The sequence below is a fragment of the Caulobacter sp. FV2ye17ST genome (genome assembly GCF_058680955.1).
The window spans coordinates 1,496,315-1,521,992 of sequence record NZ_CM178727.1 but is presented as its reverse complement, the minus strand read 5'-3'; the positions used below and the strand labels follow the sequence as shown (position 1 = coordinate 1,521,992).

Annotated in this window: 30 protein-coding genes; 18 read left to right on the top strand and 12 right to left on the bottom strand. The window is 67.8% G+C overall.

Translation table 11 applies throughout. The features are described 5' to 3' along the window. Positions 1-19: 19 nt before the first annotated feature. Positions 20-1,822, top strand: coding sequence for a M1 family metallopeptidase (locus ACW17V_RS07390; protein WP_492108210.1), 1,803 nt, complete (start codon positions 20-22; stop codon positions 1,820-1,822). A 103-nt stretch (positions 1,823-1,925) separates the two neighbouring features. Continuing rightward, positions 1,926-2,447, top strand: coding sequence for a VanZ family protein (locus ACW17V_RS07385; protein ID WP_492108209.1), 522 nt, complete (start codon positions 1,926-1,928; stop codon positions 2,445-2,447). Between the two features lies 1 nt (position 2,448). Here ACW17V_RS07385 and ACW17V_RS07380 read toward each other — a convergent pair whose 3' ends face one another. Continuing rightward, complete coding sequence (locus tag ACW17V_RS07380; RefSeq protein WP_419317376.1) at positions 2,449-2,634, bottom strand: hypothetical protein; 186 nt, start codon at positions 2,632-2,634, stop codon at positions 2,449-2,451. Then, the gene (locus ACW17V_RS07375; protein WP_492108208.1) at positions 2,635-2,853 is read right to left on the bottom strand and encodes a hypothetical protein; all 219 of its coding nucleotides are present in this window, start codon (positions 2,851-2,853) and stop codon (positions 2,635-2,637) included. Between the two features lie 108 nt (positions 2,854-2,961). On the opposite strand from ACW17V_RS07375, the gene ACW17V_RS07370 reads away from it, so the two are divergent. Continuing rightward, a complete protein-coding gene (locus ACW17V_RS07370; RefSeq protein WP_492108207.1) occupies positions 2,962-3,270 on the top strand; it encodes a hypothetical protein in 309 nt (102 codons plus the stop codon). Between the two features lie 27 nt (positions 3,271-3,297). Here the strand turns inward: ACW17V_RS07370 and ACW17V_RS07365 are convergent, their stop codons facing one another. The 4 genes from ACW17V_RS07365 to ACW17V_RS07350 all read right to left on the bottom strand — a co-directional run bounded on the left by ACW17V_RS07365 (position 3,298) and on the right by ACW17V_RS07350 (position 5,526). Continuing rightward, on the bottom strand, positions 3,298-3,861 hold the full coding sequence (locus ACW17V_RS07365) for an HNH endonuclease (RefSeq protein WP_492108751.1): 564 nt from the start codon (positions 3,859-3,861) through the stop codon (positions 3,298-3,300). A gap of 163 nt (positions 3,862-4,024) precedes the next feature. Further along, on the bottom strand, positions 4,025-4,672 hold the full coding sequence (locus tag ACW17V_RS07360) for a DNA-3-methyladenine glycosylase family protein (protein WP_492108206.1): 648 nt from the start codon (positions 4,670-4,672) through the stop codon (positions 4,025-4,027). Between the two features lie 48 nt (positions 4,673-4,720). Beyond that, positions 4,721-5,200 carry a transcription elongation factor GreA gene (gene greA / locus ACW17V_RS07355; RefSeq protein ID WP_492108205.1) on the bottom strand — a complete coding sequence of 160 codons (480 nt, stop codon included), beginning with the start codon at positions 5,198-5,200 and terminating at the stop codon, positions 4,721-4,723. Positions 5,201-5,415: 215 nt separating this feature from the next. Then, positions 5,416-5,526 carry a hypothetical protein gene (locus ACW17V_RS07350; RefSeq protein ID WP_492108204.1) on the bottom strand — a complete coding sequence of 37 codons (111 nt, stop codon included), beginning with the start codon at positions 5,524-5,526 and terminating at the stop codon, positions 5,416-5,418. A 156-nt stretch (positions 5,527-5,682) separates the two neighbouring features. Between ACW17V_RS07350 and ACW17V_RS07345 the strand changes: the two genes are divergently transcribed. Together ACW17V_RS07345 and gluQRS are read left to right on the top strand one after the other, a co-directional pair. Next, positions 5,683-6,303: a TetR/AcrR family transcriptional regulator gene (locus ACW17V_RS07345; RefSeq protein ID WP_492108203.1), complete on the top strand. Its 621-nt coding sequence runs from the start codon at positions 5,683-5,685 to the stop codon at positions 6,301-6,303. 4 nt (positions 6,304-6,307) lie between these two features. Then, positions 6,308-7,147, top strand: coding sequence for a tRNA glutamyl-Q(34) synthetase GluQRS (gene gluQRS, locus ACW17V_RS07340; protein WP_492108202.1), 840 nt, complete (start codon positions 6,308-6,310; stop codon positions 7,145-7,147). Here gluQRS and ACW17V_RS07335 read toward each other — a convergent pair. Together ACW17V_RS07335 and ACW17V_RS07330 are read right to left on the bottom strand one after the other, a co-directional pair. Beyond that, positions 7,144-7,878, bottom strand: a complete 735-nt coding sequence (locus ACW17V_RS07335) for a GNAT family N-acetyltransferase (RefSeq protein ID WP_492108201.1) — start codon at positions 7,876-7,878, stop codon at positions 7,144-7,146. The two genes, gluQRS and ACW17V_RS07335, sit on opposite strands and share 4 nt — an antisense overlap. A gap of 7 nt (positions 7,879-7,885) precedes the next feature. Continuing rightward, positions 7,886-8,530: a TlpA family protein disulfide reductase gene (locus tag ACW17V_RS07330; protein WP_492108200.1), complete on the bottom strand. Its 645-nt coding sequence runs from the start codon at positions 8,528-8,530 to the stop codon at positions 7,886-7,888. Between ACW17V_RS07330 and argH the strand changes: the two genes are divergently transcribed. From argH to ACW17V_RS07310, 4 genes are all read left to right on the top strand, one after another. Continuing rightward, complete coding sequence (gene argH / locus ACW17V_RS07325; protein WP_492108199.1) at positions 8,531-9,955, top strand: argininosuccinate lyase; 1,425 nt, start codon at positions 8,531-8,533, stop codon at positions 9,953-9,955. Then, the gene (locus ACW17V_RS07320; protein ID WP_492108198.1) at positions 9,952-10,269 is read left to right on the top strand and encodes a hypothetical protein; all 318 of its coding nucleotides are present in this window, start codon (positions 9,952-9,954) and stop codon (positions 10,267-10,269) included. The genes argH and ACW17V_RS07320 overlap by 4 nt, the downstream gene beginning before the upstream one ends. A 164-nt stretch (positions 10,270-10,433) precedes the next feature. Beyond that, on the top strand, positions 10,434-11,702 hold the full coding sequence (gene lysA, locus ACW17V_RS07315) for a diaminopimelate decarboxylase (RefSeq protein ID WP_492108197.1): 1,269 nt from the start codon (positions 10,434-10,436) through the stop codon (positions 11,700-11,702). A gap of 117 nt (positions 11,703-11,819) precedes the next feature. Next, positions 11,820-13,424, top strand: a complete 1,605-nt coding sequence (locus tag ACW17V_RS07310) for a methyl-accepting chemotaxis protein (protein ID WP_492108196.1) — start codon at positions 11,820-11,822, stop codon at positions 13,422-13,424. A 9-nt stretch (positions 13,425-13,433) separates the two neighbouring features. Here the strand turns inward: ACW17V_RS07310 and ACW17V_RS07305 are convergent, their stop codons facing one another. After that, a complete protein-coding gene (locus ACW17V_RS07305) occupies positions 13,434-14,018 on the bottom strand; it encodes a phosphoribosyltransferase (RefSeq protein ID WP_492108195.1) in 585 nt (194 codons plus the stop codon). After that, on the bottom strand, positions 13,957-14,886 hold the full coding sequence (locus tag ACW17V_RS07300) for an MJ0042-type zinc finger domain-containing protein (protein ID WP_492108194.1): 930 nt from the start codon (positions 14,884-14,886) through the stop codon (positions 13,957-13,959). The genes ACW17V_RS07305 and ACW17V_RS07300 overlap by 62 nt, the downstream gene beginning before the upstream one ends. Before the next feature lie 83 nt (positions 14,887-14,969). On the opposite strand from ACW17V_RS07300, the gene ftsE reads away from it, so the two are divergent. The 4 genes from ftsE to ACW17V_RS07280 are packed head-to-tail and all read left to right on the top strand — an operon-like array spanning position 14,970 to position 17,888. Beyond that, the gene (ftsE, locus tag ACW17V_RS07295) at positions 14,970-15,674 is read left to right on the top strand and encodes a cell division ATP-binding protein FtsE (protein WP_419321472.1); all 705 of its coding nucleotides are present in this window, start codon (positions 14,970-14,972) and stop codon (positions 15,672-15,674) included. Further along, positions 15,671-16,564: a cell division protein FtsX gene (locus ACW17V_RS07290; RefSeq protein WP_492108193.1), complete on the top strand. Its 894-nt coding sequence runs from the start codon at positions 15,671-15,673 to the stop codon at positions 16,562-16,564. The genes ftsE and ACW17V_RS07290 overlap by 4 nt, the downstream gene beginning before the upstream one ends. Then, positions 16,561-17,181: a YdcF family protein gene (locus ACW17V_RS07285; protein WP_492108192.1), complete on the top strand. Its 621-nt coding sequence runs from the start codon at positions 16,561-16,563 to the stop codon at positions 17,179-17,181. The genes ACW17V_RS07290 and ACW17V_RS07285 overlap by 4 nt, the downstream gene beginning before the upstream one ends. After that, positions 17,178-17,888, top strand: a complete 711-nt coding sequence (locus tag ACW17V_RS07280; protein WP_492108191.1) for a lysophospholipid acyltransferase family protein — start codon at positions 17,178-17,180, stop codon at positions 17,886-17,888. Before ACW17V_RS07285 ends, ACW17V_RS07280 begins: the two co-directional genes overlap by 4 nt. Here ACW17V_RS07280 and ACW17V_RS07275 read toward each other — a convergent pair. Next, positions 17,885-18,430: a gamma-glutamylcyclotransferase gene (locus tag ACW17V_RS07275; protein ID WP_492108190.1), complete on the bottom strand. Its 546-nt coding sequence runs from the start codon at positions 18,428-18,430 to the stop codon at positions 17,885-17,887. The two genes, ACW17V_RS07280 and ACW17V_RS07275, sit on opposite strands and share 4 nt — an antisense overlap. A 28-nt stretch (positions 18,431-18,458) precedes the next feature. On the opposite strand from ACW17V_RS07275, the gene ACW17V_RS07270 reads away from it, so the two are divergent. The 5 genes from ACW17V_RS07270 (at position 18,459) to ACW17V_RS07250 (ending at position 24,032) form a co-directional block, all read left to right on the top strand. Then, on the top strand, positions 18,459-19,466 hold the full coding sequence (locus ACW17V_RS07270; RefSeq protein WP_492108189.1) for a DUF2125 domain-containing protein: 1,008 nt from the start codon (positions 18,459-18,461) through the stop codon (positions 19,464-19,466). A 114-nt stretch (positions 19,467-19,580) separates the two neighbouring features. Then, a complete protein-coding gene (locus tag ACW17V_RS07265; RefSeq protein WP_492108188.1) occupies positions 19,581-20,381 on the top strand; it encodes a chorismate mutase in 801 nt (266 codons plus the stop codon). Positions 20,382-20,426: 45 nt separating this feature from the next. Further along, the gene (gene hisC, locus ACW17V_RS07260; RefSeq protein WP_492108187.1) at positions 20,427-21,548 is read left to right on the top strand and encodes a histidinol-phosphate transaminase; all 1,122 of its coding nucleotides are present in this window, start codon (positions 20,427-20,429) and stop codon (positions 21,546-21,548) included. Then, on the top strand, positions 21,548-22,486 hold the full coding sequence (locus ACW17V_RS07255) for a prephenate/arogenate dehydrogenase family protein (RefSeq protein ID WP_492108186.1): 939 nt from the start codon (positions 21,548-21,550) through the stop codon (positions 22,484-22,486). The genes hisC and ACW17V_RS07255 overlap by 1 nt, the downstream gene beginning before the upstream one ends. 328 nt (positions 22,487-22,814) lie before the next feature. Further along, positions 22,815-24,032 carry an RtcB family protein gene (locus ACW17V_RS07250; RefSeq protein ID WP_492108185.1) on the top strand — a complete coding sequence of 406 codons (1,218 nt, stop codon included), beginning with the start codon at positions 22,815-22,817 and terminating at the stop codon, positions 24,030-24,032. A 40-nt stretch (positions 24,033-24,072) separates the two neighbouring features. Here the strand turns inward: ACW17V_RS07250 and ACW17V_RS07245 are convergent, their stop codons facing one another. After that, a complete protein-coding gene (locus ACW17V_RS07245; protein WP_492108184.1) occupies positions 24,073-25,638 on the bottom strand; it encodes a DUF885 family protein in 1,566 nt (521 codons plus the stop codon). Positions 25,639-25,678: the final 40 nt, after the last annotated feature.

The window sequence follows — 25,678 nt, the reverse complement described above, 5'->3', positions numbered from 1 at the left end:
ACCGACTTGGGAGTCCCGCTTGCCTCGTCCGTCCCTCCGACTTGCCGCCTGCGCGGTTTCCCTGCTGGCGCTGAGCTCAGGACAGGTGGTGGCCCAGGACAAGCCGCCGGCCCGGAAGACCACGGCCCTTACCCTGAGCACCGGGGGCGTGGTTCCGGCCGAGCAACGCGACATGTCGCTGGAACATGTCGACCTGCGCATCAAGGTGATCCCCGCCCGCAAGGCGATCGAGGGCGACGCGACCCTGACGATCCAGGCCCTGGCGCCCCTGACAAGGCTGGTGCTGGATCTCGACCGGAACCTGCCGATCAGCCTGCTGACGCTTGATGACGCGCCGCTGGCCGCCGACGCATGGAGCAATCCGGAAGGGCGCCTTTCCATCACCCTGCCCAGACCTCTGGCCAAGGGCGAGCAAACCCGGGTGCGCATCCGGTACGCCGGTGTTCCACACGAGGCCAAGCGGGCCCCTTGGGATGGCGGCTTCGTCTGGAAGAAGACCAAGAGCGGCGAGCCCTGGATCGCCACCGCCGTTCAGGGCGACGGCTGCGATCTCTTCTGGCCCTGCATCGACCAGCCGATGGGCGAGCCCAAACTAGTCGACCTGCATATCGTCGTCCCCGCCCCGCTGGTCGCGCCCGCCAATGGCGTCTTCGTCAGCATGGAAGAGAAGGACGGCTGGCGGACCTACAACTGGCGCGCCAAGACCCCCAATACCTACGCCATCGCGCTCGACATCGGCCCCTATGTCGAACTGAGCGAGACCTACAGGAGCCGCTATGGCGACAGCTTTCCAATCAAGTTCTGGCATCTGAAGGGCCGCGAGACCCCGGCCAAGGCGCTGTTCGCCGAGTTCGCGCCCATGCTCGACTTCTACGAGGCGATGATCGGCCCCTACCCGTTCCGCGACGAGAAGATGGGCGTGGTCGAGACCCCGCACCTGGGCATGGAGCATCAGACCATCAACGCCTATGGCAACGCGTACGCCAAGGACGTCTACGGCTACGACTGGCTGCTGCAGCACGAGTTGGCGCACGAGTGGTTCGGCAACCAGCTGACCAATGTCGACTGGGACGACATGTGGCTGCACGAGGGACTGGGCACGTACATGCAGCCTCTCTATTCGCAGTGGCTGCACGGCGATATGGAATATATGGCTCGCCTCAACACCCAGCGCGCCGCCATACAGAACAAATTCCCGGTCGTGGCGGGCAAGGTGATGGCCGAGGATCAGGTCTATGATCCCAAGGTCGGCCCCGGCAACGACATCTACTACAAGGGCTCCAACGCCCTGCACACGCTGCGGACGCTGATCGGCGACGAGGCGTTCTTCAAGGTGATCCGGCTGGTGGTCTACGGCCGCATAGATCCCAAGCCGGGCAATTTCGCGCCGCGCTACGCCAACACCAGGGACTTCATCCGCGCGGTCAACGATGTGACCGGCAAGGACTATGGCTGGTTCTTCGACGTCTATCTGTACGAAGCCGCAGCGCCCGAGCTGCTGGAAAGCCGCGAGGGCGGCGATCTGATCCTGCGCTGGAAGGCGCCCGGGGACAGGCCCTTCCCCATGCCGGTCGAGGTCAGGATCGGCGACAAGCTGGTCACCCTGCCGATGGCCGATGGCTCTGGACGTGCGCGGATCGGAAACGCCGCTCCGGTGATCGTCGATCCCGCTTCGAAGATCCTGCGTCGCCAGCCCCATGTCGAAGCCTATCAGGCCTGGAAAAAGGCCAAGGACGACGCCGCCAAGGCTGAGGCCGAAGCCCGGAAGAAGGTCGAGGCGACCGCCAGGGCCAAGCGCAAGGCCAAGGGCATGAAGCACTGACGGCCGACCCGGGGGCGCGAGAATTCATCGCTGGTTGACGATGTTCGTTCACTGAATGGGGGCGAGGTCGTGGCTATGAAACGGCCTCACCGAGAGCCCATCCATGCTGACCCCCAACCATGTCGTGATCGCCGCCCGCGCCGTGCTGGTGTTTGGCGCCGTGACCGCCGCGATCCTGATGCTGGGACCGTTTCAGGGCATGGAGGCGGTCTTGGGACTGACCGACAAGAGCGCTCACGCCATAGCCTTCGGCGGCCTCACGGCGGTATCCTTCGCCGCATTCCCCCGCATGCGCCGCTCGGACCTGGCTCGGGCCGCCCTGATCCTGGGAGGAGCCGCGGAAGTCGCCCAGATGTTTGGCGGTCGCACCGCCAGCCTGGCCGACTGGGCCGCCGACGCCGTGGGCATCGTGACGGTCTATGGGTCAAGCCTGATCGAAAGCGCGCGGAAGATGGCGCGCGAACACGGCGCCGTACCCTTCTCGGCCATCAAAGCCATGGATCGGCGCCCGGTGCGCAACACTGCCAAGGCTGTGATCACGCCGACCGTGGCGAGCGAGGGCGAACAGCCCGCCCGGTTCGCGGATCGCGCGGCGCGACGCTTCCCTCGGCGGGAACCCGCCTAGATCAAGTCGCCGCCGCCAAGGCTTCCTGGCCTTCCGGCGTTATCTTCCAGCCCACGCGATCGCGCTGTGCGTAGCCCAGATCGGTCAGGGCGCGAGCGTCGCTGATGTTGATCCAGTCAACATCGTCTCCCGCCTGCTTTCGGGCGAGGTTTTTCAACGCCAGCATCTGGCCTTCGGACAAGGCCATCTATTGGACGTCCAGCGCCGGTTCGACCGTCTCGGCTTCCGGGCGAGCCGCTTCGCACAGCTTGCGCAGTTGCTTGAGCATGGACGGTCCGCTGATCTGGCTGGGCGCGTCGGAGAAGCCCTCGATCTTCAGCTGACGCCGGATGTCGGAAATGGTCGAGTATTCGCCAGAGCGCGCCAGCTGGAAGGCGCGTTCGAGAGTGGTTGGTCTGTTGGTCATGCGTCACCGTACAGGAGACGGTCCCCGACAGCGAGGTGTTGTTCTTTCGAACACGCAGGAACAAGCGTGACCGGGAAACGTTTGTCAGCTTCATCAGAGGACATGACCATGACTGACACCAAGCAGAGACAAGACGACTCCGCTCCCGGCGTGCTTGGCGACTGGTCGCAGGCTCAGGACCTCGGCCAGACGGGCCATCCGGAAGATCGCGTCAGCGAAACCGACGTCAAGGAAGCCTTCCAGAAGGAAGGCGCCCCGACGAGCCGATTGGTGGAACCCCTGCCGGAAGGCGAAAAGCACGACCAGCTCGCAGAACATGTGGATCTTGCCGAAGACCGGCAGGAAGCCCTGATCGACGAGAGCCTCGAAGAAAGCTTCCCCGCCAGCGATCCGCCCAGCGCCAAGCGGATCACCTGAGGCGACAAGCCGCTTTTCGCTGAAGCCTTACGCCTCCAGTTCGATGTCCCAGTAGAGATAGTCGAGCCAGCTGGCGTGCAGGTGTCCCGGCGGGAAGCGGCGGCCGCGGTCCTGCAGTTCATGCATGCTGGGCCGCCGCGCCGTATGGAACGGGTGCATGCCCGCCTCGCGCGGCGTTCGCCCGCCCTTGCGCAGATTGCAGGGCGCGCACGCCGTGACGATGTTCTCCCAGGTCGTTCGTCCGCCGCGAGAGCGGGGAATGACATGATCGAAGGTCAGATCGTCGAGCGAGGAACAGTACTGGCACGTAAAAGCATCGCGCAGGAACAGGTTGAAGCGTGTGAAGGCCGGCGGCCGGTCCTGCGGGACGTACTGCTTGAGCGACACAACGCTGGGCAGCTTCATCTCGAACGACGGCGAGTGCACGACGTGGTCGTAGGTCGATACGACCTCGACACGCTCAAGGAACACCGCCTTGATCACCTCCTGCCATGGCCAGAGGGACAGCGGATAATAGCTGAGAGGCCGATAGTCGGCATTCAGCACCAGCGCCGGCATGCCGGACGGTGGACGGGAGAGAACCTGCATCAGGATCTCCCTCTGGAGCCACAAAGGCTCCTGTGAAGCGGATACGCGATCGGACTGAAGACGGGCCTCCTTCCTACGCATTCAAAGGGAATCGCCATTCATTCCCGAACGCATCCAAAGGATGATCCAACTCCGCGACGGAACCAAGACATCTGTCTGCAAGCGATCAGAATGGTGGAATTTCGCCCTTTTTGACCGCGCCATAGCACCGCCAGAGCAAATGGGCCGCGACCGCCCGATAGGGTTTCCAGGCCTCGGCCCGGGCATAGGCCTGCTTCTCGTTGGGCCTGATCTCGGCGCGGTCCGCCCAGCGCATGGCTTCCTGCAAGGCGACATCTCCGCCGGGGAAAACGTCCAGCCGTCCCTCGCAGAACATCAGATAGGTCTCGGCCGTCCAGCGGCCGATGCCCTTGACCGCCATCAAGGCCGCAGAGGCTTCTTCATCAGACATATGCCGCAGGGCGTTCAGATCGCAGAGACCCGAGACATGCGCTTCCGCAATAGCGCGGGCGTAGCGAACCTTGGGCCGCGACAGGCCCAGGCCCTGCAGATCGACATCTTCAAGCGCCAGCACGGCCGCGGGCGACACCTCCCCTAGCCCGACCTCCACCCGGTTCCAGATGGCCGCGGCCGAGGCCAGCGACACCTGCTGATAGACGATCAGCCTCAGAAGGCCGGCGAAACCCGGCTCGGCGGTCCGCCAGGGAAATACGGGGGTGACCGCCTCGATCACGGCAAGCGCCGGATCGAGGGAGGCGAGATGGGCGCGGGCGTCCCGGATCTGCTCGGCGGTGGGTGAAAGGTCTGCGGTCACCGCACGACCAGACCATCGGCGCACGGCGGCGGCAACCCGATCCTTGCGCTAGGCGACGGAGACGATCTCGACCTCGCCGCCGGCGACCATGGCCGTGTCGCCGATGGTCTTGCCGAGAAGAGCCCGGGCCAGAGGCGAAACATAGGAAACCGAACCGTCGGCCGGATCAGCCTCGTCCTCGCCGACAATGCGGAACGTCTGACGACGACCGTCCTCGCGGTCAAAGGTGACGGCCTGACCGAAGTGCACGACGTCGGCGGGACCCGTGGGTTCGGTCAACTGGGCGCTGGCTCTGCGCGCCGCGTAGTAGCGCAGGTCGCGGGTCGCCCGGGCCATGGCCGTGCGATCCTCGGCGACGCCGCCTGTGGCCTGGGCTGCGCTGTAGGCGGAGCGCGCCTCGGCCAGCCACGTCTCAAGCTGAGCCAGACCCTTGGCGGTTACCAGATTGGGATTGGGGGAAATCGGCCGGTCGAGCAGGTCGGCGGCGAACGCCTCGCTGTCGCCTTCCTTGGTGAAGGCGACGCTCATCGGCGGATGGTCTGAACTGAAATCGACATGAGCTGGAAATCCGAAGGCCGGCGGGATGTTCCCGGCGCGGGCCAAAGGTCCCAGGCGCGTCGGCTCCTTGTGCTAGCCCCGGGCGCGACGGGTTTCAAGCGCGGGCGCTTCGCAGGCTGAGAGCGAACGCGACGGCGGGACGGTCTTTTGCAGAACCAGCCCCGTCGTTCGCGGACAAAGCGGCCTTACAGAACGACGCCTGCGACGGCGCCGGCGACAGCCAGGGCGAGCACGAGAAAATAGCCACCGGCCAAACGGTCGAAGGCGGTTTCAAAAGCGCTGAGCGAGCGGAGCATGATGCAAATCCCTCTTGGTTAGCGGGCCCAGCCGGTTGCCGGTCAGAGCCTTGTCCGATCTGGACGATGCTTAGATAGCACCAATCTAAACGCCGTCAAGATAATCTTTACATCGTTTGGATGAAATTTTAGAAAGGAGACGTTAGAGTGAGGACAATGACCAGCGCAGCCACCGAATCCCGCCCCTATCACCATGGAGACCTGAGCCGCGCTCTGGTCGACGCCGCGCGTCGCATTCTTGAAAAGGAGGGTCCCGCGGCGCTGTCCCTGCGCGCGGTGGCGCGTGAAGCCGGCGTCAGTCCCGCCGCGCCCTATCACCACTTCAAGGACAAGGGCGAGCTGCTGGAAGCGGTCGCCCACGAGGGCTGGATGGCGCTGGACGCGGCCCTGACCCAGTCTCGCGCCTCGGCCACCAATGCGCGCGACCGGATGACCAGCATCGGCGTGACCTATGTGCAGTTCGCACGCGACAACCCCGCGCTCTACCGGGTGATGTACGACTGCTCGCGCGACAAGGACGCCCTGCCCGAGCAGATGAAAGAGGAAGGCGCCTATTGCCAGGTGCGCGACACCATATCCGAGCAGTCAGGCGACGGCGCCACGGGCATCGATGTCGAGCTGGCCACCATCGCCGCGTGGTGCGCGGGCCATGGCCTGGCCGAGATGATCAGCTTCAAGCAGTTCGCGCCGCTCAAGGAGCTGCTGGGCGGCGAAGACGCCTTCCTGCGGGCCGTGTTCGAACACCTGGGCATGTTCGCGAAGTTCGACCGGGGCTGAGCCCTTGGTCTTCGCCACCCGGTTCGCGCCCTCGCCGACGGGCTACCTGCATCGCGGCCATGCCTTTTCGGCCCTGACAGCTTTCGAGGCTGCGCGCGCCGCAGAAGGCCGCTTCATCCTGCGCATCGAAGACATCGACGCCACGCGCAGCCGGCCAGAGTATGAGATGGCGATCCTGGAAGACCTGGCCTGGCTGGGCCTGAACTGGGAACAGCCCGCCCGCCGCCAGTCCGAGCATCTGGCCGACTATCACGCCACCATCGAGGATCTGCGCGAGCGCGGTCTCGTCTATCGCTGCTTTCGCACCCGCAAGGAGCTGGATATCGGTCGCGCGCCGCACGGACCGCAGGCGCCGTTCGTCGGCGCGCCCTTGTCGCCCAACGAGGAGGCGGAACGCTTGGGGCGTGGCGAGGCCTTCGCCTGGCGGCTGTCGCTGTCAGCGGCGAAGAAGGCGCTCGGCGGGTTCAACAGCCTGACCTTCATCGAGGAAGGCGCCGGACCGGACGGCCAGTCCGGTCGGATCAGCGCCCTTCCTGAAAGCGTGGGCGATATCGTGCTGGCGCGCAAGGACGTCGGCGTCGCCTATCATCTGGCGGTCGTTCTGGACGACGCCCTGCAAGAGATCACCCACGTCATCCGTGGCGAGGACCTGTTCGAGGCGGCGCACATCCAGCGCCTGCTGCAGGCGCTACTGGGCTTGCCGACCCCAATCTATCGCCATCACCGCCTGCTCGTCGGGCCGGACGGCAAGCGCTACGCTAAGCGCGACAAGGCCCAGACCCTGCGCGAGCTCCGGGCGGCGGGCGTCACGCCACCAGGCCTGCGCGCGGAAATGGGCGTCTAGCGAACCCAGTAGCGATAGGCGTAGGCGGCCCGAAACCCGTCGCGTTCATAGAGGGCGATCGCCGGCCCGTTGCTGGCCTCGACCTGCAGATAGGCGCGACGCGCGCCCAGCGTCGCCGCTTCGGCGAGCAAGGCGCCAAGCACGCGACGCGCCAGGCCTTTTCGGCGATGCTCGGGCGCCGTGCGCATGCCAAACACGCCGACCCACTCACCGTCGATCGCGCAGGCGCCCAGGGCTGCGGGCTGCCCACCGACGACCAGACGCGCGAAACGCGCCGGAGCCGGGATTCGGGCCAAGGTTTCCAGCCGCTCGCGCGCGTCGTCGAGATTGCCACCCGCCGAGGCCGTGAACACCGACTCGAAGCTGGGGTCGGGCGCGGCGGAAAGGGTCACTTCCGGGTCGGACCGTCCCAAGGTGGGGCCGATCAGCACCAGGGTCTGCTTGCAGTCAGCATAGCCCCGCCGTGCAAGACGTTGCGGCAGGTCTGCCGGCGTTGTCGCGCCGTCGGTCAGCTTGAAGCGCGGCGGCAAACCTCGCGCCTGGAACCAGGCTTCGGCCGCGTCGATCGCCGCCTCGATCTCGCGATCCGGTTCGCCCAGCGGCCAGCAGGCATTGGTCCGCATCGACCAGCCTTCGGCGGCGTTCAGCCGCCAGCCGCCCAGCGCCGACCGTTCTCGCGCCGGCCAGGCCCGGTCAGCGATCGGTTCCAGAACGGCGGGATCGACGTCCAACCGCCCGCTACTCGGCCAGCAGCTTCTCGACCAGACCCCGCGCCTCGGGGCTGGACCAGTCGGCGTCACCAGACAGGCGGGCGCGCTCACGGCCCTGCTTGTCGTAGATCACCGTGGTCGGATAGCCCGCCGCGCGCGGCTCCATCTCGAACGACATCTTGTAGGACGGATCGCGATAGAGCTTCAGGGGCGCATTGGCCGCCATCTCGGCCTGGGCCAGGTTGAGGTCCGAATCCCGATCGACGCTGACGGGCAACACCTTGAACGGCTGGGCGGCGTAGGCCGCCGCCAGCTTGGCCAGCGTGGGCATCTCTTTCTTGCAGGGCGCGCACCAGGTGGCCCAGAGGTTCAGCACCACGACCTGCCCCTTGAAATCGGCAAGGGTGACCGGCTTTCCGGTCTCATCGAAGAAGGTTGTGCCCGGCGCGACGCGGGGCGAGGCGGGCACGTCGAGCTTGGCCAGCGAGGCCCGCTTGAATTCATTCAGGTTGGCCGGCCCTGAGGGTTTGAACGAAGCGGCGGCGATGACGTATAGAACCGCCGCGACGCCGACGAGCATGGCGGCGCCGATCGCCCACTTCAGCGGACTGCGCTTGCTCGCGCCGGTACCGTTCTCGCCCGACCCGTTCTCGCTCGACTGGATTTCGCTCATATGACCGACAACGCCTCCAAAAAACCCGACGCCGCCGACGGCGGAAAGGGTCAAGCCATGTGGGGCGGCAGGTTCTCGGCCAAACCGGCGGAGCTGATGCAGGCGATCAATGTCAGCATCGGCTTCGACAAGCGCCTGTGGGCGCAGGATCTGGCGGGCTCCCGCGCCCATGCTCGGATGTTGATCAGCCAAGGTGTGATTGCAAGTAGCGATGGCGAGGAAATCCTCGAAGGCCTGGCAAAGGTCGAGGACGAACTGCTGACCGGAACCTTCCCGTTCCGCGACGAATACGAAGACATCCACATGAATATCGAGGCCCGGCTGCGCGAGCTGATCGGCCCGGTGGCCGGTCGCCTGCACACCGCCCGGTCGCGCAACGACCAGGTCGCCGTGGACTTCCGCCTGTGGGTTCGCGAGGCCTGCGACCGTTCGGCCGCCCAGCTGGACGCCCTGCAGCGCGCGCTGCTGGCCCAGGCCGAGACCCATGCCGACGCCCTGATGCCGGGCTTCACCCATCTGCAGCCGGCCCAGCCGGTGACCTTCGGCCACCACCTGATGGCCTATGTCGAGATGTTCGGCCGCGACGCCGGCCGCTTCCGCGACGCCCGCAGCCGGATGAACGAGTGCCCGCTGGGCGCCGCCGCCCTGGCCGGCTCGCCCTTCCCCATCGACCGTCACGCCACGGCCAAGGCCCTGGGTTTTGATCGTCCGACCGCCAATTCGCTGGACAGCGTCTCGGCCCGCGACTTCGCGCTGGAAGCCCTGTCGGCCGCCTCGATCACCGCCACGCACCTGTCGCGCCTGGCCGAAGAGATCGTGCTGTGGACGACGCCGATGTTCGGCTTCATCAAGCTGACCGACGCCTTCACGACCGGCAGCTCGATCATGCCGCAGAAGAAGAACCCCGACGCCGCCGAGCTGATCCGCGCCAAGGTCGGCCGCATCCTGGGCTCGCTGACCACCCTGACAGTGGTCATGAAGGGGCTGCCGCTGGCCTATTCCAAGGACATGCAGGAGGACAAGGTCCCCACCTTCGAGGCCTTCGACGCCCTGGAGCTCAGCCTGCTAGCCATGGCAGGCATGATCGCCGACCTGACGCCCAATACCGACAAGATGGCCGCCGCGGCCGGTGCGGGGTTCTCGACCGCCACCGATCTGGCCGATTGGCTGGTGCGGACCCTGAACATGCCTTTCCGCGACGCCCACCACGTGACAGGCTCCGCCGTGAAGACAGCCGAAGGCCTTGGTGTCGATCTGGCGGATCTGTCCCTGGAGCAGTTCCAGGCGATCGAGCCGCAGATCACCGCCGAGGTCTATGCCGTCCTCACCCCGGCCGCCTCGGCGGCCAGCCGCATCAGCTATGGCGGGACCGCTCCCGCCCAGGTCCGCGCCCAGATCGCGCGTTGGAAGGAACTGCTCGGATGACCCTGCGCCCCCTCGCTCTTCTGACCCTCGCCGCGCTCAGCCTTGCCGGCCCCATGCTTGCGGGTTGCGGCAAGCAGGCTGAACTGGAACGTCCCGCCCCGATGTGGGACGCCCAGAAGAAGGCCGCCTGGGAGGCCGAGCGCCGCGCCGCCTCCAGCACGGCCAACCAGCCGGCCCGCGTCGGCGGCACGCAGGAAATCATGGATCCGGCGTCCAGCAACCGCACCGTCCGCGCGGCGCCGCTGGCCGGCACGGCTCCCAACCCGTTCGGCGGCCCCTCGGCGGCGGGCTTCCCCGGCGCGACCCCCAACTGACGGCGACCGCCGCACTTCATCGACCCAGCCCAGACACGCCGTCATCCCGGCGAAGGCCGGGATCCAGATGAAGCCCTGCTGATGCTCTGGATGAATCTGGATCCCGGCCTTCGCCGGGAAGATCGGATGATGAGGGGGCTTATGATGAGAGAGCTTCGAGTCCCGTGAACCACTTCGAGTACGGCCCCGAGGGCCTGGCCTGCGAGGGCGTCCCGCTGGCGCGTATCGCGGCCGAGGTCGGCACGCCGGTCTATGTCTATTCCCGCGCCACGCTCGAGCGGCACTTCACCGTGTTTCGCGACGCGCTGGAACTGTCCGGCGTCGCCGATCCGCTGATCGCCTATGCGGTCAAGGCCAACTCCAATGTCGCGGTGCTGAAGGTCCTGGGCGACCTGGGCGCCGGGGCCGACACGGTGTCGGAGGGCGAGGTCCGCCGCGCGCTGGCCGCCGGCATTCCCGCCGACCGCATCGTCTTTTCCGGCGTCGGCAAGACCCGGCGCGAAGTCGAGTTCGCCCTGCGGGCCGGCGTCGCCGAGATCAATGTCGAGTCCGAGCCCGAGATGAACCTGGTGGCGTCGGTCGCCGCCGAGCTGGGCGTCCGCGCCAAGATCGCCTTCCGGGTCAATCCGGACGTCGCAGCCGGCGGCCACGCCAAGATCGCCACCGGCAAGGCCGAGAACAAGTTCGGCGTCTCGTTCGCCGAAGCAGCCCGCCTTTACGCCAACGCCAGCAACAACGCCGCGCTGGAGCCCATCGGCGTGGCCTGCCACATCGGCAGCCAGATCACCGACCTTGCGCCGATGCGCGAGGCCTTCACCAAGATGCGGGGCCTGGTCGAGCAACTGCTGGGTGAAGGCCTGTCGGTCGAGCGCCTTGATCTGGGCGGCGGCCTGGGCGTGCCCTATTTCAACATGCCGACCCCGCCCTCGCCTGCCGACTTCGCGGCGATGGTGGGCGAGGTGACGGCCGGCCTGCCCGTCAAGCTGGCCTTCGAGCCGGGCCGCGTGATCGCCGCCAATGCCGGAGTGCTGGTCAGCGAGGTCATCCACGTCCACGAACGCCCCGAAGGCCGCAAGTTCCTGGTCATTGACGCGGCGATGAACGACCTGCTGCGCCCGGCCATGTACGACGCCTTCCACGACATCCGTCCGGTGCTGAAGCGGGATGGCGACGCCAGCCCCTATGACGTGGTCGGCCCGATCTGTGAGACGGGCGACACCTTTACACGTGACCGGCCGCTACCGCCGCTGGCGGCGGGCGACCTGGTGACCTTCATGTCGGCGGGCGCCTATGGCGCGGCCATGGCCAGCGAGTACAACACCCGGCCGCTCGTGCCCGAGGTCCTGGTCGATGGGGACCGGTTCGCGGTGATCAGAGCGCGGCCGACCTATGAGGAAATCCTGGCCCGGGACCTGACCCCAGATTGGGTTTAGGTATTCATACGGATGCGACTCGTCGCCCCCGGACCCAATTCCGTCACCGCGAGTTAACCGCTGTCACCGACCCTGCGACCGCCCGCGACAGCCTGTCGGGGTGGGCCGGAGCGGATCATGATCGAGTTCGACAGCATCGAGGCGCAACGCCGTGTGGGCGGGCAGCTGGTTCGGCTGTGCGTGGCGGCGATGGTCGCCCTGGTGCCCGCCGCATGCGCCTTTGCCGGCCGACCCTGGCTGGTCCTGACGCTGGGCGCTGCGGTTTTCGCGGGCCTGGCCTGGGGCGGATACGCCATATGGCGTGACAGCGCCGCGCAACGGATATCCACCGCGGTCACCCTGATCGGACAGGTCAGCCTGTTCATCGCCGCCTTCGCTGGCCACGCCTGGCAGGGTGACGCTCGCATGGCCTATCTCGCCGCCCTCGCCCTTCTGGTCGCCTATGGCGACTGGCGGGCGGTCGCCGTCGGCGCGGCTACCGTCATCACCACCGAGGTCGGCGCCAGCTTTCTGGCCCCGCACCTGCTCTTGCCTGGCGAGATCACACCGCTGCGGATCGCCTTCAATGCCGGGATCACCCTGACGGCCGCCTGGTCGCTGATATGGCTCACGGCCGGGGTGTCGCGCCTGTTCGTCACGGTCAACGCCCGTACTGACAAGGCCCTCGAAGCAGCCTCCCGCGCGGACGCCGCCAATGCGGCGACGGCGGCGGAACGCGCCGCGCATGACGCCGCCAACGCCGAGCAGGCCGCTCAGAAAGCCGCGCTGGAGGCCGAGCAGACCCACGTCGTCGACCAGCTCGCCAACGCCCTGACCCGACTGTCGGCCGGCGACCTGACCTGGCGCCTGAGACATGCCTTCGCCGATCGATACGAAACCCTGCGCGCCGACTTCAATGACGCCATGAACCGCCTGCAGGCGGCCATGAGCGAGATTTCCAACAATGCCTCCAGCATGTCCGCGGGCGTCGCTGACATGAGCCGGGCGTCCGACGAACTGGCGCGCCGCACCGAACACCAGGCTGCGGCTCTGGTGCAGACCGCCACGGCGCTCGACCAGATCACCGCCGCCGTCAACCAGACCGCCGAAAGCGCTCGCCAGGCCAATGCCGCCGCGGCCGGAGCGCGCCAGGAAGCCGAGCGCTCTGACCCAGTGGTCAGCGAGGCGGTCGAAGCCATGACCCTGATCGAGACCTCGTCGGGCCAGATCGGCAAGATCATTGGCGTGATCGACGAAATCGCCTTCCAGACCAATCTTCTGGCCCTGAATGCCGGGGTCGAGGCCGCCCGGGCGGGCGACGCCGGCCGCGGCTTCGCGGTCGTGGCCCAGGAAGTGCGGGCCCTGGCCCAGCGCTCCGCCAACGCCGCGCGCGAGATCAAAGACCTGATCAACATTTCCGGCCAGCAGGTCGGCGCTGGCGTCGAGCGTGTGGGCCGGACCCGGGAAGCCCTTCAGCGCATTGTCGCCCGTGTGGCCGAGATCGACTCCAGGGTCACCGCCATCGCGGCGTCGGCCCGCGAGCAGGCCCAGGGCCTGGGCGAGGTCAACACCACCATGGGCGAAATGGACCGCGTGGTGCAGCAGAACGCGGCCATGGTCGAGGAGACCACCGCCGCCGCCCATGCGCTCAAGTCTGAATCCGAGGAACTGACCTCTCGGGTCGACCTTTTCGACATCGGTCGGAAGGCCTCTTCCGCCGACAGCGCCAGACAGGCTGCCTAAGGCGAGAGCCTAGTCGAGCGCGCCGATGTAAGGCAGCCCGCGGCTCTTGCCCTCGTCGTCGAGCCCGTAGCCCACGAGGTAGCGCGCCGGCGCTTCCCAGGCGACGAAGTCGGGCTCCATGCCGCGATCGGTCGGCCAGGGCTTGCGGGCGAAGACGGCGGTCATGACTTCGCTGGCGCCGGCGTCCTTGACCAGGCGCGAGGCCTCGCTGAGCGACAGGCCGCTGTCGAACACGTCATCCACCACCAGGGCCCGGCGGCCGATCAGCGGACGTTGCAGGTCGGCGCGGACCTCGCAGCGGCCGGTGCTCTTGCGCTCGTCATGATACGAGGCCAGCCACAGGGCGTCGAAGCGGACATTGCGTCCGGCCTTCCACAGCGCCCGGGTCAGGTCGGCGGCGAACCACAGACCGCCGGTCAGCAGGCAGACGCAGACGGTGTCGTCGTCGATGCGCGGCGCGATGGCGTTGGCGAGGGCCTGAACGCGCTGGGCGATCTCGGCTTCCGAAATCAGGACTTCGGGGTGGGCGGTGTCATTCATGATGCGCGGGTTCGTGAGAGTCTGAGGGAGGGGCTGTTTCCGCTCCGGTCTCATGTCCCGAGGGTTCATGTCCAGCCGCATCTGCCTGGACGGGCACATCCTGGGCGCCGCGCAGGGACAGTTCCGGGTCCGCGTGGGCGGCGGGCGTCTTCAGGGCCGCCTTCACGGCCTTGGCGGCGCCGGGCTCGACCGCGAAGTCGATGACCAGGTCCTTGGCCGTGCGCGGCGGGTCCAGGATTGTGATGGCGAAGTGGCGGATCTCGCTGGGCGGGATCTTCGGATCGGCGGCGGCGGCGATGCGGCCGGCCACGCGCTTGTCCTTGGCGTTGCGCAGCTCGACCCGCAGCGGGGGAGCGATGACGGCATGATCGGTGATGTTGCGCATGATCCCGGTGATGGTCACCGCGGCGTGGCCGTCTTCCAGCGAGGGCTCGGCCTTGATGTTCTCGATCACCAGCCCGACCGTGTTCACCGGAAGGCCGACGCTGGCATAGGCCCCGGCCGTGGCGGGCCACAGGCGCACCATGTCGATGCGGAAGATCAGGGCGCCGACCACCATCGAAGCCATCGCAGCGGCCATGCCGGCCCAGACCACGCCCGTGGTCGTCGCCTCGCGCAGGCGACGCTCGGCGTCGGCACGGGCCCGGAACACCTTGGGCAGCTCCTCGCCCGGAAGGGCGCTGACCGGCGGTTCGGGTTCAGGTTCGGCGGTCGCGGCGGCCCCCGAGGCGTCCAGTGACGCCATGGCGGCGTCGCCGGCCAGGGTGGCGTCGGAAGGCTCGTCGAAGAGGTCCGTCGACTCCTCGTTACGGGCGGTCCAGCGGTTGCCGCACGAGGCGCAGCGCACGACACGACCAGCCGCACCGACCTTGGAGTCGTCGACGAAATAGCGGCTGGCGCACTCCGGACAGGTCAGTATCATGGCCGCGAATCGTAGGCTCCCCGCATTAACAAATGGGGTCGCTGATTTTGTCCCTGATGTCCAGAAAGCCCGGCGACAGCTCCTTGCGGATCGAGGCAGATCAGGGCGATGACGCCCTCCCCGTGGTTCGCTTCGAGGGCGTGTCGATGCGCTACGGCCGCGCGCCGGAAACGCTAAGAGACATTGGGTTTTCACTGGCTCCCGGGTCGTTTCACTTCCTGACCGGCGCTTCGGGCGCAGGCAAGAGTTCCCTGCTCAAGCTGATCTATCTGGCCCATCGTGCGTCACGGGGTCGCGTGGAGCTTTTCGGCCGCGATGTCAGCCTTTTGCCGACCGGCGACCTGCCGTTCCTGCGCCGCCGGATCGGGGTGGTCTTCCAGGAATTCCGGCTGCTGGAGCACCTGTCGGTGTTCGACAACGCCGCCCTTCCCCTTCGCATCCTCCAGCGCAAGCCGGCGACCTATCGCGACGACGTCGCCGAACTGCTGACCTGGGTCGGACTGGGTGAACGGATGCACGCCCTGCCCGCCACCCTGTCGGGCGGTGAGAAGCAACGCCTGGCCATCGCCCGCGCCGTGGTCGACCGGCCCGACGTGCTGCTGGCCGATGAGCCGACCGGCAATGTCGATCCGGCAATGTCGCTGCGACTGCTGCGGCTGTTCGTCGAGCTCAATCGCCTGGGCACCACCGTGCTGATCGCCACCCATGACGAAGACGTCGTGGCCCGCGCCGGCCAGCCCACCCTGCATCTCGAGCACGGCCGCCTGGTCGAAGGCGGCGACGCATGAGCGAGGTGTTCCAGGTCGAGCGCTGGCGGCCAGGTCCGCTGCTGCCGCCGCGCGACGCTCGCGACGGCTCGCTGGTCTTCGTGGTCGCCGTCCTCTGCTTCCTGGCCTGCCTGACAGCCCTGGCCGCCCTGGCCGCCAACCGCGCGGCCGAGGGCTGGACCAACCAACTGACCGGGTCGGCGACCGTGTTGGTCCGCGCCCGTCCCAACGAGACCCCCGACTCCGCCGCCGCCCGCGCCGCCGAGGCCCTGGCAGGGGTCAAGGGCGTGGTCGAGGCGCGAGCCCTGACCAAGGACAAGGCCGAGGAGCTGCTGGTTCCCTGGATCGGCAAGGAGGCCCTGGTCGACGACCTGCCCACGCCACGTCTCGTCACCCTGGACCTGGACCCCAAACTGCCCGCCACCGCCACGGCGCTGGATCAGGCCCTGAAGGCGGCCGGCGTGGACGCGGTCATCGATGACCACAGCCGCTGGATCGCCGACATCGAACGCGGCGCGGGCCTGGCCCGCTGGGCGGCGCTCGGCGTCTTCGCCCTGATCGCCGCTGCCGCGACTTCGGTGATCGCCTTCGCCACGCGGGCCGGACTGGCGGCGCGGGCCGACGTGATCGAGGTGCTGCACCTGTCCGGAGCGGAAGCCCGTTTCATCGCCGGCCTGTTCCAGTGGCGGTTCGCGGGCATGGCCGCCGTGGCGGGCTTGCTGGGCGGCGCGGGCGCGACCATCATCGGCGCGGCGATACGGACCCTGGGCGGCGGTTCGGGCCTGGCGCCGATCCTGCCCCTGGCCTGGATCGATCTGCTGGCGCCCTTGCCCTGCCCGCTGATCGCCGCCCTGGTCGCGGGCTTCACCGCCCGCTTCGCCGCCCTGCGTCTGCTCAGGAGCATGCCGTGAAGAGCTTCGCCGCCCTTTTGATCCTGCTGATGGTCTGGGCCGTCGGCCTGCTGGCGTTCTCGAGCCGTGTCGAGCAGTCCATCCCCGCCCGGGAGCCGCCGATCGCCGATGGCGTCGTGGTGCTGACCGGCGCCTCGAACATCCGCCTGGAAGCCGCCACCAAGCTTCTGGAAGCCGGCAAGGGCAAGCGCCTGCTGATCTCGGGCGTCAATCGCGAGGCCACCCGCGAGGACGTGCTGAACGTGACCAAGGCGGTCAAGCCGGTCTATGACTGCTGCGTGGACCTGGGCTTCGCCGCCGCCAACACCGTGGGCAACGCCCGGGAGACGGCCGAGTGGGCCAAGGCCAAGGGCTATCGCAGCCTGATCGTGGTCACGGCGGACTATCACATGCCCCGCTCGATGCTGGAGCTGCGCGCCACCATGCCCGACACCGTGCTCTATCCTTACCCGGTGGCTACCGAGGGACTGGACGCCCATCGCTGGTGGAAGCAGAACGCCACGGCGCGGCGGATGGTCGTGGAATATTGCAAATACTTGGCGATCCTGGGCCGCGAGGCGTTCCTGGGATTAGGCCCCAAGGAAAATGCTGGCGAGCCGGCGAAGGAAGCGTCTTGATCTATCTGCGTTCGTTTCTGTTCCAGCTGTATTTCTGGCTCTGGTCGATCTTCACCGCGACCTGGATGGTGGCCCTGCTGCCCCTGCCGCGCCGCTTCGCGGTCGCAGCCCTGACCTTCTGGTCCAAGGGCCTGTTCTTTGGCCTGCGCTGGATCGCCGGCGTCAGGGTCGAGGTGCGAGGCCGCGAATACCTGCCCACCGGCCCCGCCCTGGTCGCCGCCAAGCACCAGTCGATGTTCGACGTCTTCAGCCAGTTTGGCCTGCTGCCCGACGCCTGTTTCGTGATGAAGAAGGAACTGCTGAACGTGCCGCTGTTCGGCTGGCACGGCCTGAAGGCGGGCATGGTCGTCGTGGATCGCGCGGGCCACTCGGCAGCCCTGAAGAAGCTGGTCCGCGACACGCTGGAGAAAATGAAGGAGGTTCGCCAGGTGGTGATCTTCCCCGAAGGCACCCGCGGCGCCGTCGGCGTTCCCGGCGACTACAAGCCCGGCATCGCCGCCCTCTATCGCGAGCTGGACCTGCCGGTCACGCCCCTGGCGCTGAACTGCGGCGTGCACTGGGGCAAGGGTTTCCTGGTCAAGCCGGGCGTGATCGTCTTCCACTACCTGCCGCCCATCCCCGCCGGCCTGAAGCGCGGCGAGTTCATGCGCGAACTGCAGACCCGCATCGACACGGCGACCAAGGCGCTGGAGGACGAAGGAATCTAGGTCCCCTCCCGCGCCTCGACCAGCTTGAGCAGCGTCTCCATCGCGTGATCGCGCACGCCGTCCTCGCGCAGATGGCCGACGAGGTCGCTCAGATAGTCAATATTGCGCCCCGACAGCCCCTTGGCGCCGGCGATCAGGTCGGCCTGTTGCTCGAGGGTCAGGGCTCCGGCCCACTGGCTGTGCTTCATGTCCGACAGGAAGACCAGCGAGGAGATCTTCGCCGCCTCACCGTCGATCTTCAGATCGCTCCAGGCCTCGAAATAGGTCTCGGTCGGCTGCTCGCGTTCGCGCAGATAGCCGTAGACCTCTTCCCACTCCGCCGCGGCCACCCGATAGGCCGCGCCGCGCACCGAGCCGCCGGGCGCCAGGCCCAGAACCAGTCCCGGACGCTCGTAGGTGCCCCGGTGATGGACCGAATAGATGCAGAAGGCGCGACGACGGCCGTGGAGAACCGCGCGTCTTCGCTCTACAAACGGGAACCCGGGACGCCACATGAGCGATCCGTATCCGAACACCCAACGGTCTCCGCTCTCGACGCTCATCTTCAATCCCGACTGGACGCACGCTTTCATGACCCATACCGACGCCGCGCCGCCTCGCAAAGTCCGCCGACGGGGTCTGTTTGCGCCTTTCATCATCCTGCTGATCTTCGCGACGGCCTGGTGCGTCGGCTGGTTCTGGCTGCGCGGTCAGGCCGAGCAGCGGATGGACACCGCCTCGGCGTCGCTGAAGTCGCGCGGCTATGACCTGTCGTGGAGCGCCCGCACCTTTTCCGGCTTCCCGTTCCGCCTGGATGTGACCCTGGCCGACGCCCGCGTCGCCGAGCCGTCCGGCTGGGCTCTGCGCATTCCCGAGCTGCGAGCCGAAGCGATGATCTATGGCCTGGATCACTGGGTGGCCACCGCCCCGCGCGGCGCCCTGCTGACCCGGCCCAACGGCGGCGACGTCGCCATTGCCGGCCAGGCCCTGCGCGCCAGCCTGGCGGGCCTGAAGCAGCACCCGCCTCGCATCTCGATCGAAGGCGCCGGGCTCGTCTTCTCGACCGCGCCAGAGGCCGCGCCCTTCCCGCTGCGTTCGGCCCAGGCCATGCAGTTGCACCTTCGCCCCGGTCCGGATGATCAGGCCGCGATCCTGTTCAAGGCCGACGCCGCGCGCGTCAACTTCACGGGGCTGCTGGGCCGCATCGCCCAGGAGAACAGCGCGGACATGACCCTGGACGCCCGCCTGACCAAGGTCGGGGCGCTGCGCGGCGACAACTGGGCCGACGCCGTGCGCGACTGGAGCACGGCCGGCGGCGCGATCACCATGGAAAACGCCAGGATCACCGCCGGCGAGGCCGAGGGCACGGCCAAGTCCGGCGCCCTGACCGTCGACGCCAATGGCCGTCTGCAGGGCAAGCTTGAGGTCGCCCTCAAGGAGCGGGTCGATCCCCGGGCCGCCCGGACGCCTGAACAGATCCTGGCCGCCGCGGCTCAGGCCCTGGGGCGCGAGCCGGTCATCGAGGCCAGCCTGATCCTGCAGGAAGGCCGCACCCGCCTGGGAAGCATCGACACCGGCCCCTCGCCGCGCGTTTATTGAGCGTCGGACGGGCGCGCCTCCGGCGGACGGCGCGCAAGTTTCTTGCCGTGAACGCCAGCTATTGCGCCGGCGGCGGCAAGGACTATGGTCCGGCCTCCAATTTCGGGGATAGACATGGGTACCGACGCGGCTGACGCGCCTCCGTCTCTCGACGAGGTCCGATGGCGACTGGACGCCATTGATGGCGAACTGCTGAAGCTGCTGGACGAGCGCGCGGCGCTGGCCAGTTCGGTGGCGGCCGCCAAGCGCGCGTCGGGTGACACCGGCTTTGGCCTGCGACCCGGCCGCGAGGCCCTGATCATCCGCAAGCTGCTGGCTGCCCCGCGCACCGCCGCCAATGACGCCCTGATCATCCGCGTCTGGCGCGAGGTGATGAGCGACAACCTGGCCCGCCAGGGCCCGTATCACCTGGCCGTCTGGGGCGGCAAGGATCCGACCCGCACGGTCGAGCTGACGCGTCTGCGCTTCGGAACCGCACCCCGGATGCAACTCCTGACGGAAGCCAAGGACGTGCTGGCCGCCGCCAAGACGCCGTGGGGTGTTGGCGTGCTGGCCCTGACACAAGACAGCAACTGGTGGGGCCGGCTGCTGGCCGAGCCGAAGCTGAAGATCTTCGCCGCCCTGCCCTGCCTGAACCGCTGGGGCCCGCAGGCCGCTCTGGCCGTCGCCGAAGTCGAGGTCGAGCCCACCGGTGGCGACCAGACCTTCTGGGTCACCGACTCGGGCAAGAGCGCCGCCGCCATCGTCGAGGCCCTGAGCCCCAGCGGCGTCGCCGCTGAGCCCCTGGCTGAGGCGGGCGGGCTGAAGCTGTTTTCGCTGTCGGGCTTCTTCATGCCCAATGACGAGCGCCTGGCCCAGGCCCCGGGCAAGCTGACCGGCGTCATCGGGGCTGCGCCCACGCCGTTCGACGTGTAAGTGGGCGGCGTATAAGACGACCGTCTGTCTCGACCGAGTAATCCGATGACCGCTCCCGCCCCCGACCGCTTCGCCGCGCCGCGTCCCATGCCCAAGCCGGGCATCCTGGATATCCACGCCTATGTCGGCGGCAAGTCGAAGATCGAGGGCGTCGCCCATCCGGTGAAGCTGTCGAGCAACGAGAATATTCTGGGCTGCAGCGAAGCAGCCAAGGACGCCTATCGCGCCGCCGTCGACCGACTGCACCTCTATCCGGATGGCAAGGCCAATGGCCTGCGCGCCGCGGTGGCCCAGCACTATGGCCTAGAGCCCGAGCGCCTGACCTTTGGCGACGGCAGCGACGAGATCTTCGCCCTGCTGTGCCAGGTCTATCTGGAGCCCGGCGACAATATGGTTCAGGGCGAGCACGGCTTTGCCGCCTACGCCATCGGGGCCCGCGCCTGTCAGGGCGAGGTGCGGATGGCCCGCGAGCCGAACCAGCGCATCGACGCCGACGAGATCGTCAAATGCATCGACGAGCGCACGCGGCTGGTGTTCATCGCCAACCCGGCCAACCCGACCGGCACCTGGCTGACCGGCGAGGAAATCCGCGCCCTGCACGCGGCGATCCCGCCGTCGGTGGTGCTGGTGCTGGACGGCGCCTATGCCGAATTCGCCACCGATCCACGCTTCGAGGATGGCCTGGACCTGGCCCGAACCGCGCAGAACGTCATCGTCACCCGCACCTTTTCCAAGATCCACGGCCTTGGCGGCCTGCGGGTCGGTTGGGGCTATGGACCGGCCGGGATCATCGAGCCGATCGAGCGCATCCGTCCGCCGTTCAACACCTCGATCCCCGGCCAGGAAGCCGCCGTCGCAGCCCTCGCCGACCTTGAATTCCAGGCCCGTTCGGTGGCGCTGGTCGAGCAGTGGCGGCCGTTCCTGACCCAGCAGCTGGGCGGCCTTGGCCTTGAGGTCACGCCGTCGGCGGCCAATTTCGTGCTGGTCAATTTCCCCAAGGTCGCAGGCAAGACGGCCCCCGAAGCCGAGGAATTCCTGGCCAGCAAAGGCTATCTGGTCCGCGCCGTCGGCAATTACGGCCTGCCCCACGCCATCCGCATCACCATCGGCCTGGAAGAGCACAACCGCGCTGTGGTCGATCTGCTGACCGAGTTCATGGGTCGCTGATGTCACACCCCGGTATCCTCTATCCCAAGATGACCGTGATCGGCTGCGGCCTGATCGGCGGTTCGGTGATCCGCGCGGCCCGCGCCCACGGCGTGGTCAGCGAGATCACCGTGGCCGACGCCAGCGAGGCCCACCGGGCCCGCGTGGTCGAGCTGGGCATCGCCGACCACGTCACCGGCGACATCGCAGAAGCCGTGAAGGACGCCGACCTGGTCGTCATCGCCACGCCGGTGCTGTCGGTGCCTGAACTGGCCGGACTGGTGATCCCAGCCATGAAGCCCGGCGCCACCCTGACCGACGTCGGCTCGACCAAGGCCAATGTCGCCGAGGCCTTTCGCGCCCAGGACTGCTCCAAGATCTTCGCCATCCCCGGCCACCCGATCGCCGGCACCGAGCAGTCGGGTCCCGACGCCGGCTTCGCCGAGCTGTTCGAGAACCGCTGGACGATCCTGACCCCCTTCGAGAGCGACGACGAGCACTACGCCGCCGCCGTCGCCCAGCTGTCGGCCTTCTGGCGGTCGTTCGGCGCCCAGGTAGAGCTGATGGACGAGAAGCACCATGACCTGGTGCTGGCCGTCGTCAGCCACCTGCCCCACCTGATCGCCTACACCATCGTGGGCAGCGCGGCCGATCTGGAGAACGTGACCGAGAGCGAGGTCATCAAGTTCTCGGCCTCGGGCTTCCGCGACTTCACCCGTATCGCCGCCAGCGATCCGACCATGTGGCGCGACATCTTCATCGCCAACAAGGACGCGGTGCTGGAGATGCTGGGCCGCTTCACCGAGGACCTGCAGGCCATGAGCCGCGCCATCCGCTGGGGCGACGCCGACACCCTGCACAGCCACTTCACCCGCACCCGCGCCATCCGTCGCGGCATCGTGGCCGCCGGCCAGGAAAGCGCCGAGCCGAACTTCGGGCGCGATCGCGGCAAGCACTGAGGCGCACCTGTGCCTCATCCGCCACAGAGCGCAACTTCCGCGTCAGCGCCTCTGGCGCACCCTGAGCGAACACTGTAATCGCCCGCCTCCCGAAGGATTGAGGACCATGGCGCACAAAGCTCCAACCTACCTGCCCGCATTTGTCCAACTCGACCGCCAGGTCGAGGAGATGAACGCGTGCGCGTGGGAGGGGGTTACGGTCTAGGGTTCGAACTGAACTCGGGAAGTCCGAAAAAGCCCCTCCTGGCCTGAGCCGGAGGGGTTTTTCGTTTGTGCGGAGATCTTGCCGGCCCTGTCGCCAGGAGGGGGAGCAAGAGGAGAGAAGCCCATGAGCGGCTTCACGCATATCGAAAGTGACGGCGCGCCCATCAAGGCGTGGACACACGGGGTTCCCATCGAGGACTCCGCTCTCAAGCAGCTGCGAAACGTCGCCAGCCTGCCGTTCATCCACAAGCACGTTGCGGTCATGCCCGACGTGCATTGGGGTATGGGCGCGACCGTAGGCTCGGTGATCCCGACCCTGGGCGCGATCATCCCGGCGGCCGTAGGCGTAGACATCGGCTGTGGCATGATGGCGGTGCGCACCTCGATCCGCGCCGAGCATCTGCCCGACAACCTGTTCGGGATCCGCTCGGACATCGAGGCGGCCGTCCCGCACGGCCGAACCGACAATGGCGGGCGCAACGACAAGGGCGCCTGGCAGACGGAGCCTCCAGCGGTCGCGGCCGACAAGTGGGCGAGCCTGAAAACCGGCTATGACGACGTGGTAGCGCGGCATCCCAAGGCCGGCCACCAACGCGGCTTTGGCCACTTGGGCACGCTGGGCACCGGCAACCATTTCGTCGAGCTCTGCATCGACGAAGCGGGCGACGTCTGGGTAATGCTGCACTCCGGTTCGCGGGGCGTGGGCAACCGGTTCGGGACCTACTTCATCGAGCGAGCCAAGTACGAAATGCGCCGGTGGTTCATCAACCTGCCCGATGAAGACCTGGCCTACTTCGCCGAAGGCAGCGAGGGCTTCATCGACTATGTGCGGGCGGTTTCCTGGGCGCAGAAGTACGCCTTGGCCAACCGCGAGGTGATGATGGAGCAGGTGCTGACCGTGCTTCGGCGGACCTTCCCCGATTTGACGACCACGGAGCATGCGGTGAACTGCCACCACAACTACGTGTCGCGGGAAAAGCACTTCGGCAAGGACGTCTACCTGACCCGCAAGGGCGCGGTGTCGGCCAAGGACGGAGAGCTGGGGATCATCCCGGGCTCGATGGGCGCCAAGTCGTTCATCGTGCGCGGCCGGGGCAACCCGGACTCGTTCTGCACCTGCTCGCACGGAGCAGGACGGGCGATGAGCCGTAACGAAGCCAAGCGCCGTTTCACGACGGCAGACCACATCGCCGCCACGGCTGGCGTGGAATGCCGCAAGGACGAAGGCGTGATCGACGAAACGCCGATGGCCTATAAGGACATCGACGCCGTCATGGCCGCCCAGAGCGACCTGGTGGACATCGTCCACACGCTGCGCCAGGTCGTTTGCGTAAAGGGCTAGCGGACGCCGTCCGGTCGAAGGACCGGGCGGCGTCTCGCGTTTAAGCCGTACCCAGCACCCGCGCCCGCAGCATCGACAGCGGCAGGGTCCCCGGGAGCAGCACCGCGTCGTGGAAGGCCCGGATGTCGAAGCCCGGCCCCAGCCGCTTGCGCGCTGCTTCGCGCAGGCGGACCAGCTCCAGCCAGGCCAGCCCCTGCCCCGCCGCGGCGGCCGGGCCGATGGCGATGCGTTCGATGCCTTGCGAGACGGGCGAGAACACGGGCGGCGGACCCTGCAGGTCATTGAGGAAGATCGTGGTCTTCTCCACGCTCCAGCCCTTCAGATGGACGCCGAGGTCGGCCAGCAGGCGGCCGACGCGGAACAGCATCCACTGGAGATAGCCCAGCTGCGCGAGCGGATCGCCCGCGAAGGCGCCCTCCTCATCGGCAAGCTGTTCGGCATAGATCGCCCAGCCTTCGGAGACCCCCGGGAAAGCCAGTCGGGTGCGCAGCGGATGGGCGCCGGAGCGCTCCTCCAGCGGCATCTGCACCATGTGACCCGCCACGCTTTCATGGTGGACGACGCTGGGCAGGGTCCAGCTGGGGCGGCTTCGGATGGTGTTGAGGTCAGCGTAATAGACACCCGGCTTGGAGCCATCGAAGGACGGGGCCTCGCGATAGCCCTGGCGGCGGGCGGCCTCGTCGGCGGGGGTCATGCGGCGCATGCTGACCGCGCGACTGCCCGGCGCGACCGTGGCGAACGAGACCGGCAGGCGCGAGACGGCCCTGGTCAGCGAAGCGTTCATGTCGGCGATGAGCCGGTCGCGCCCGGCGTCGTCATCGCTGTAGAGCCAGCGCTCGTCGTGGCTGAGGGCGGCCAGACGCGCGCCGACCGTTCCCTTGCTCAACCCCTGGGCCTTCAGCAGCCTGTCAGCGCGGGCGGTCAGGGCCTTGGCGGCGGCGTTGGCGCGATCCCAGGCCTGGGCCGGCGTGATCTTGTCGCCCATCGCCGTCTTCAGCAGCAGCGCGTAATACGCCTCGCCGTCCTTGAAGCGATGCACGCCGATCCCTTCGCCGGCCTGGGGACGCAGTGCGATCAGAGCGTCACGCTGGCGGCCGAGGGCGGCCACGAGGTCGGGCGCGGCGGCGGCGGCCATGGCGGTTTCGGCGAGACCCGCGACCACCTTGTCGATCACGAAGGCGGGCAGGATCACACCCCTGGCGGCGTCGGCGGCGATCCTCGCGGTCTCGGCGTCCAGTCGCCTGACGGTGTCAGCGGCCGCGTCGCCCGACTTCGCGGCCTCAACGGCCTTCAGCCAGGCGCCCGCGCGGGTGGTCACGACATAGGGCGAGGTCGCGCCCGCGCCGAACGGGAAGCGGCGGACGATTTCGTCCTCGGTGGCGAACGCCGACAGTACAGCATCGTAGTCCAGGCGCGCGACGGGGCTCAGAGTCGTCGGGGAAAAGGCTCTCAGCGTCGCCAGCTTCTGGTCGGCCGGGCCGCCCCTGGCCAGCTTGTCCAGCAGCGCCTTCAGCGCCGCGTCGTCGCTGCCCGCCTGCGCGCCGCCGGCCGCCAGCAGCGCCGCGCCGCCCACGGCGCCGCCCATCACGTCTCGCCGGCTGATCATGGCGTCTCTCCTGGGATGTCTCATTGCGGTCAGGTCTATG

Excerpts from the sequence above, each read along its gene's own strand:
- ACW17V_RS07385 (WP_492108209.1), top strand. The coding sequence starts at position 1,926 with ATGCTGACCCCCAACCATGTCGTGATCGCCGCCCGCGCCGTGCTGGTG.
- ACW17V_RS07380 (WP_419317376.1), bottom strand. The coding sequence starts at position 2,634 with ATGGCCTTGTCCGAAGGCCAGATGCTGGCGTTGAAAAACCTCGCCCGA.
- ACW17V_RS07375 (WP_492108208.1), bottom strand. The coding sequence starts at position 2,853 with ATGACCAACAGACCAACCACTCTCGAACGCGCCTTCCAGCTGGCGCGC.
- ACW17V_RS07370 (WP_492108207.1), top strand. The coding sequence starts at position 2,962 with ATGACTGACACCAAGCAGAGACAAGACGACTCCGCTCCCGGCGTGCTT.
- greA (WP_492108205.1), bottom strand. The coding sequence starts at position 5,200 with ATGAGCGTCGCCTTCACCAAGGAAGGCGACAGCGAGGCGTTCGCCGCC.
- ACW17V_RS07350 (WP_492108204.1), bottom strand. The coding sequence starts at position 5,526 with ATGCTCCGCTCGCTCAGCGCTTTTGAAACCGCCTTCGACCGTTTGGCC.
- ACW17V_RS07345 (WP_492108203.1), top strand. The coding sequence starts at position 5,683 with ATGACCAGCGCAGCCACCGAATCCCGCCCCTATCACCATGGAGACCTG.
- ACW17V_RS07330 (WP_492108200.1), bottom strand. The coding sequence starts at position 8,530 with ATGAGCGAAATCCAGTCGAGCGAGAACGGGTCGGGCGAGAACGGTACC.
- argH (WP_492108199.1), top strand. The coding sequence starts at position 8,531 with ATGACCGACAACGCCTCCAAAAAACCCGACGCCGCCGACGGCGGAAAG.
- ACW17V_RS07320 (WP_492108198.1), top strand. The coding sequence starts at position 9,952 with ATGACCCTGCGCCCCCTCGCTCTTCTGACCCTCGCCGCGCTCAGCCTT.
- ACW17V_RS07310 (WP_492108196.1), top strand. The coding sequence starts at position 11,820 with ATGATCGAGTTCGACAGCATCGAGGCGCAACGCCGTGTGGGCGGGCAG.
- ACW17V_RS07305 (WP_492108195.1), bottom strand. The coding sequence starts at position 14,018 with ATGAGACCGGAGCGGAAACAGCCCCTCCCTCAGACTCTCACGAACCCG.
- ACW17V_RS07300 (WP_492108194.1), bottom strand. The coding sequence starts at position 14,886 with ATGATACTGACCTGTCCGGAGTGCGCCAGCCGCTATTTCGTCGACGAC.
- ACW17V_RS07290 (WP_492108193.1), top strand. The coding sequence starts at position 15,671 with ATGAGCGAGGTGTTCCAGGTCGAGCGCTGGCGGCCAGGTCCGCTGCTG.
- ACW17V_RS07275 (WP_492108190.1), bottom strand. The coding sequence starts at position 18,430 with ATGAGCGTCGAGAGCGGAGACCGTTGGGTGTTCGGATACGGATCGCTC.
- ACW17V_RS07270 (WP_492108189.1), top strand. The coding sequence starts at position 18,459 with ATGACCCATACCGACGCCGCGCCGCCTCGCAAAGTCCGCCGACGGGGT.
- ACW17V_RS07265 (WP_492108188.1), top strand. The coding sequence starts at position 19,581 with ATGGGTACCGACGCGGCTGACGCGCCTCCGTCTCTCGACGAGGTCCGA.
- hisC (WP_492108187.1), top strand. The coding sequence starts at position 20,427 with ATGACCGCTCCCGCCCCCGACCGCTTCGCCGCGCCGCGTCCCATGCCC.
- ACW17V_RS07255 (WP_492108186.1), top strand. The coding sequence starts at position 21,548 with ATGTCACACCCCGGTATCCTCTATCCCAAGATGACCGTGATCGGCTGC.
- ACW17V_RS07250 (WP_492108185.1), top strand. The coding sequence starts at position 22,815 with ATGAGCGGCTTCACGCATATCGAAAGTGACGGCGCGCCCATCAAGGCG.
- ACW17V_RS07245 (WP_492108184.1), bottom strand. The coding sequence starts at position 25,638 with ATGATCAGCCGGCGAGACGTGATGGGCGGCGCCGTGGGCGGCGCGGCG.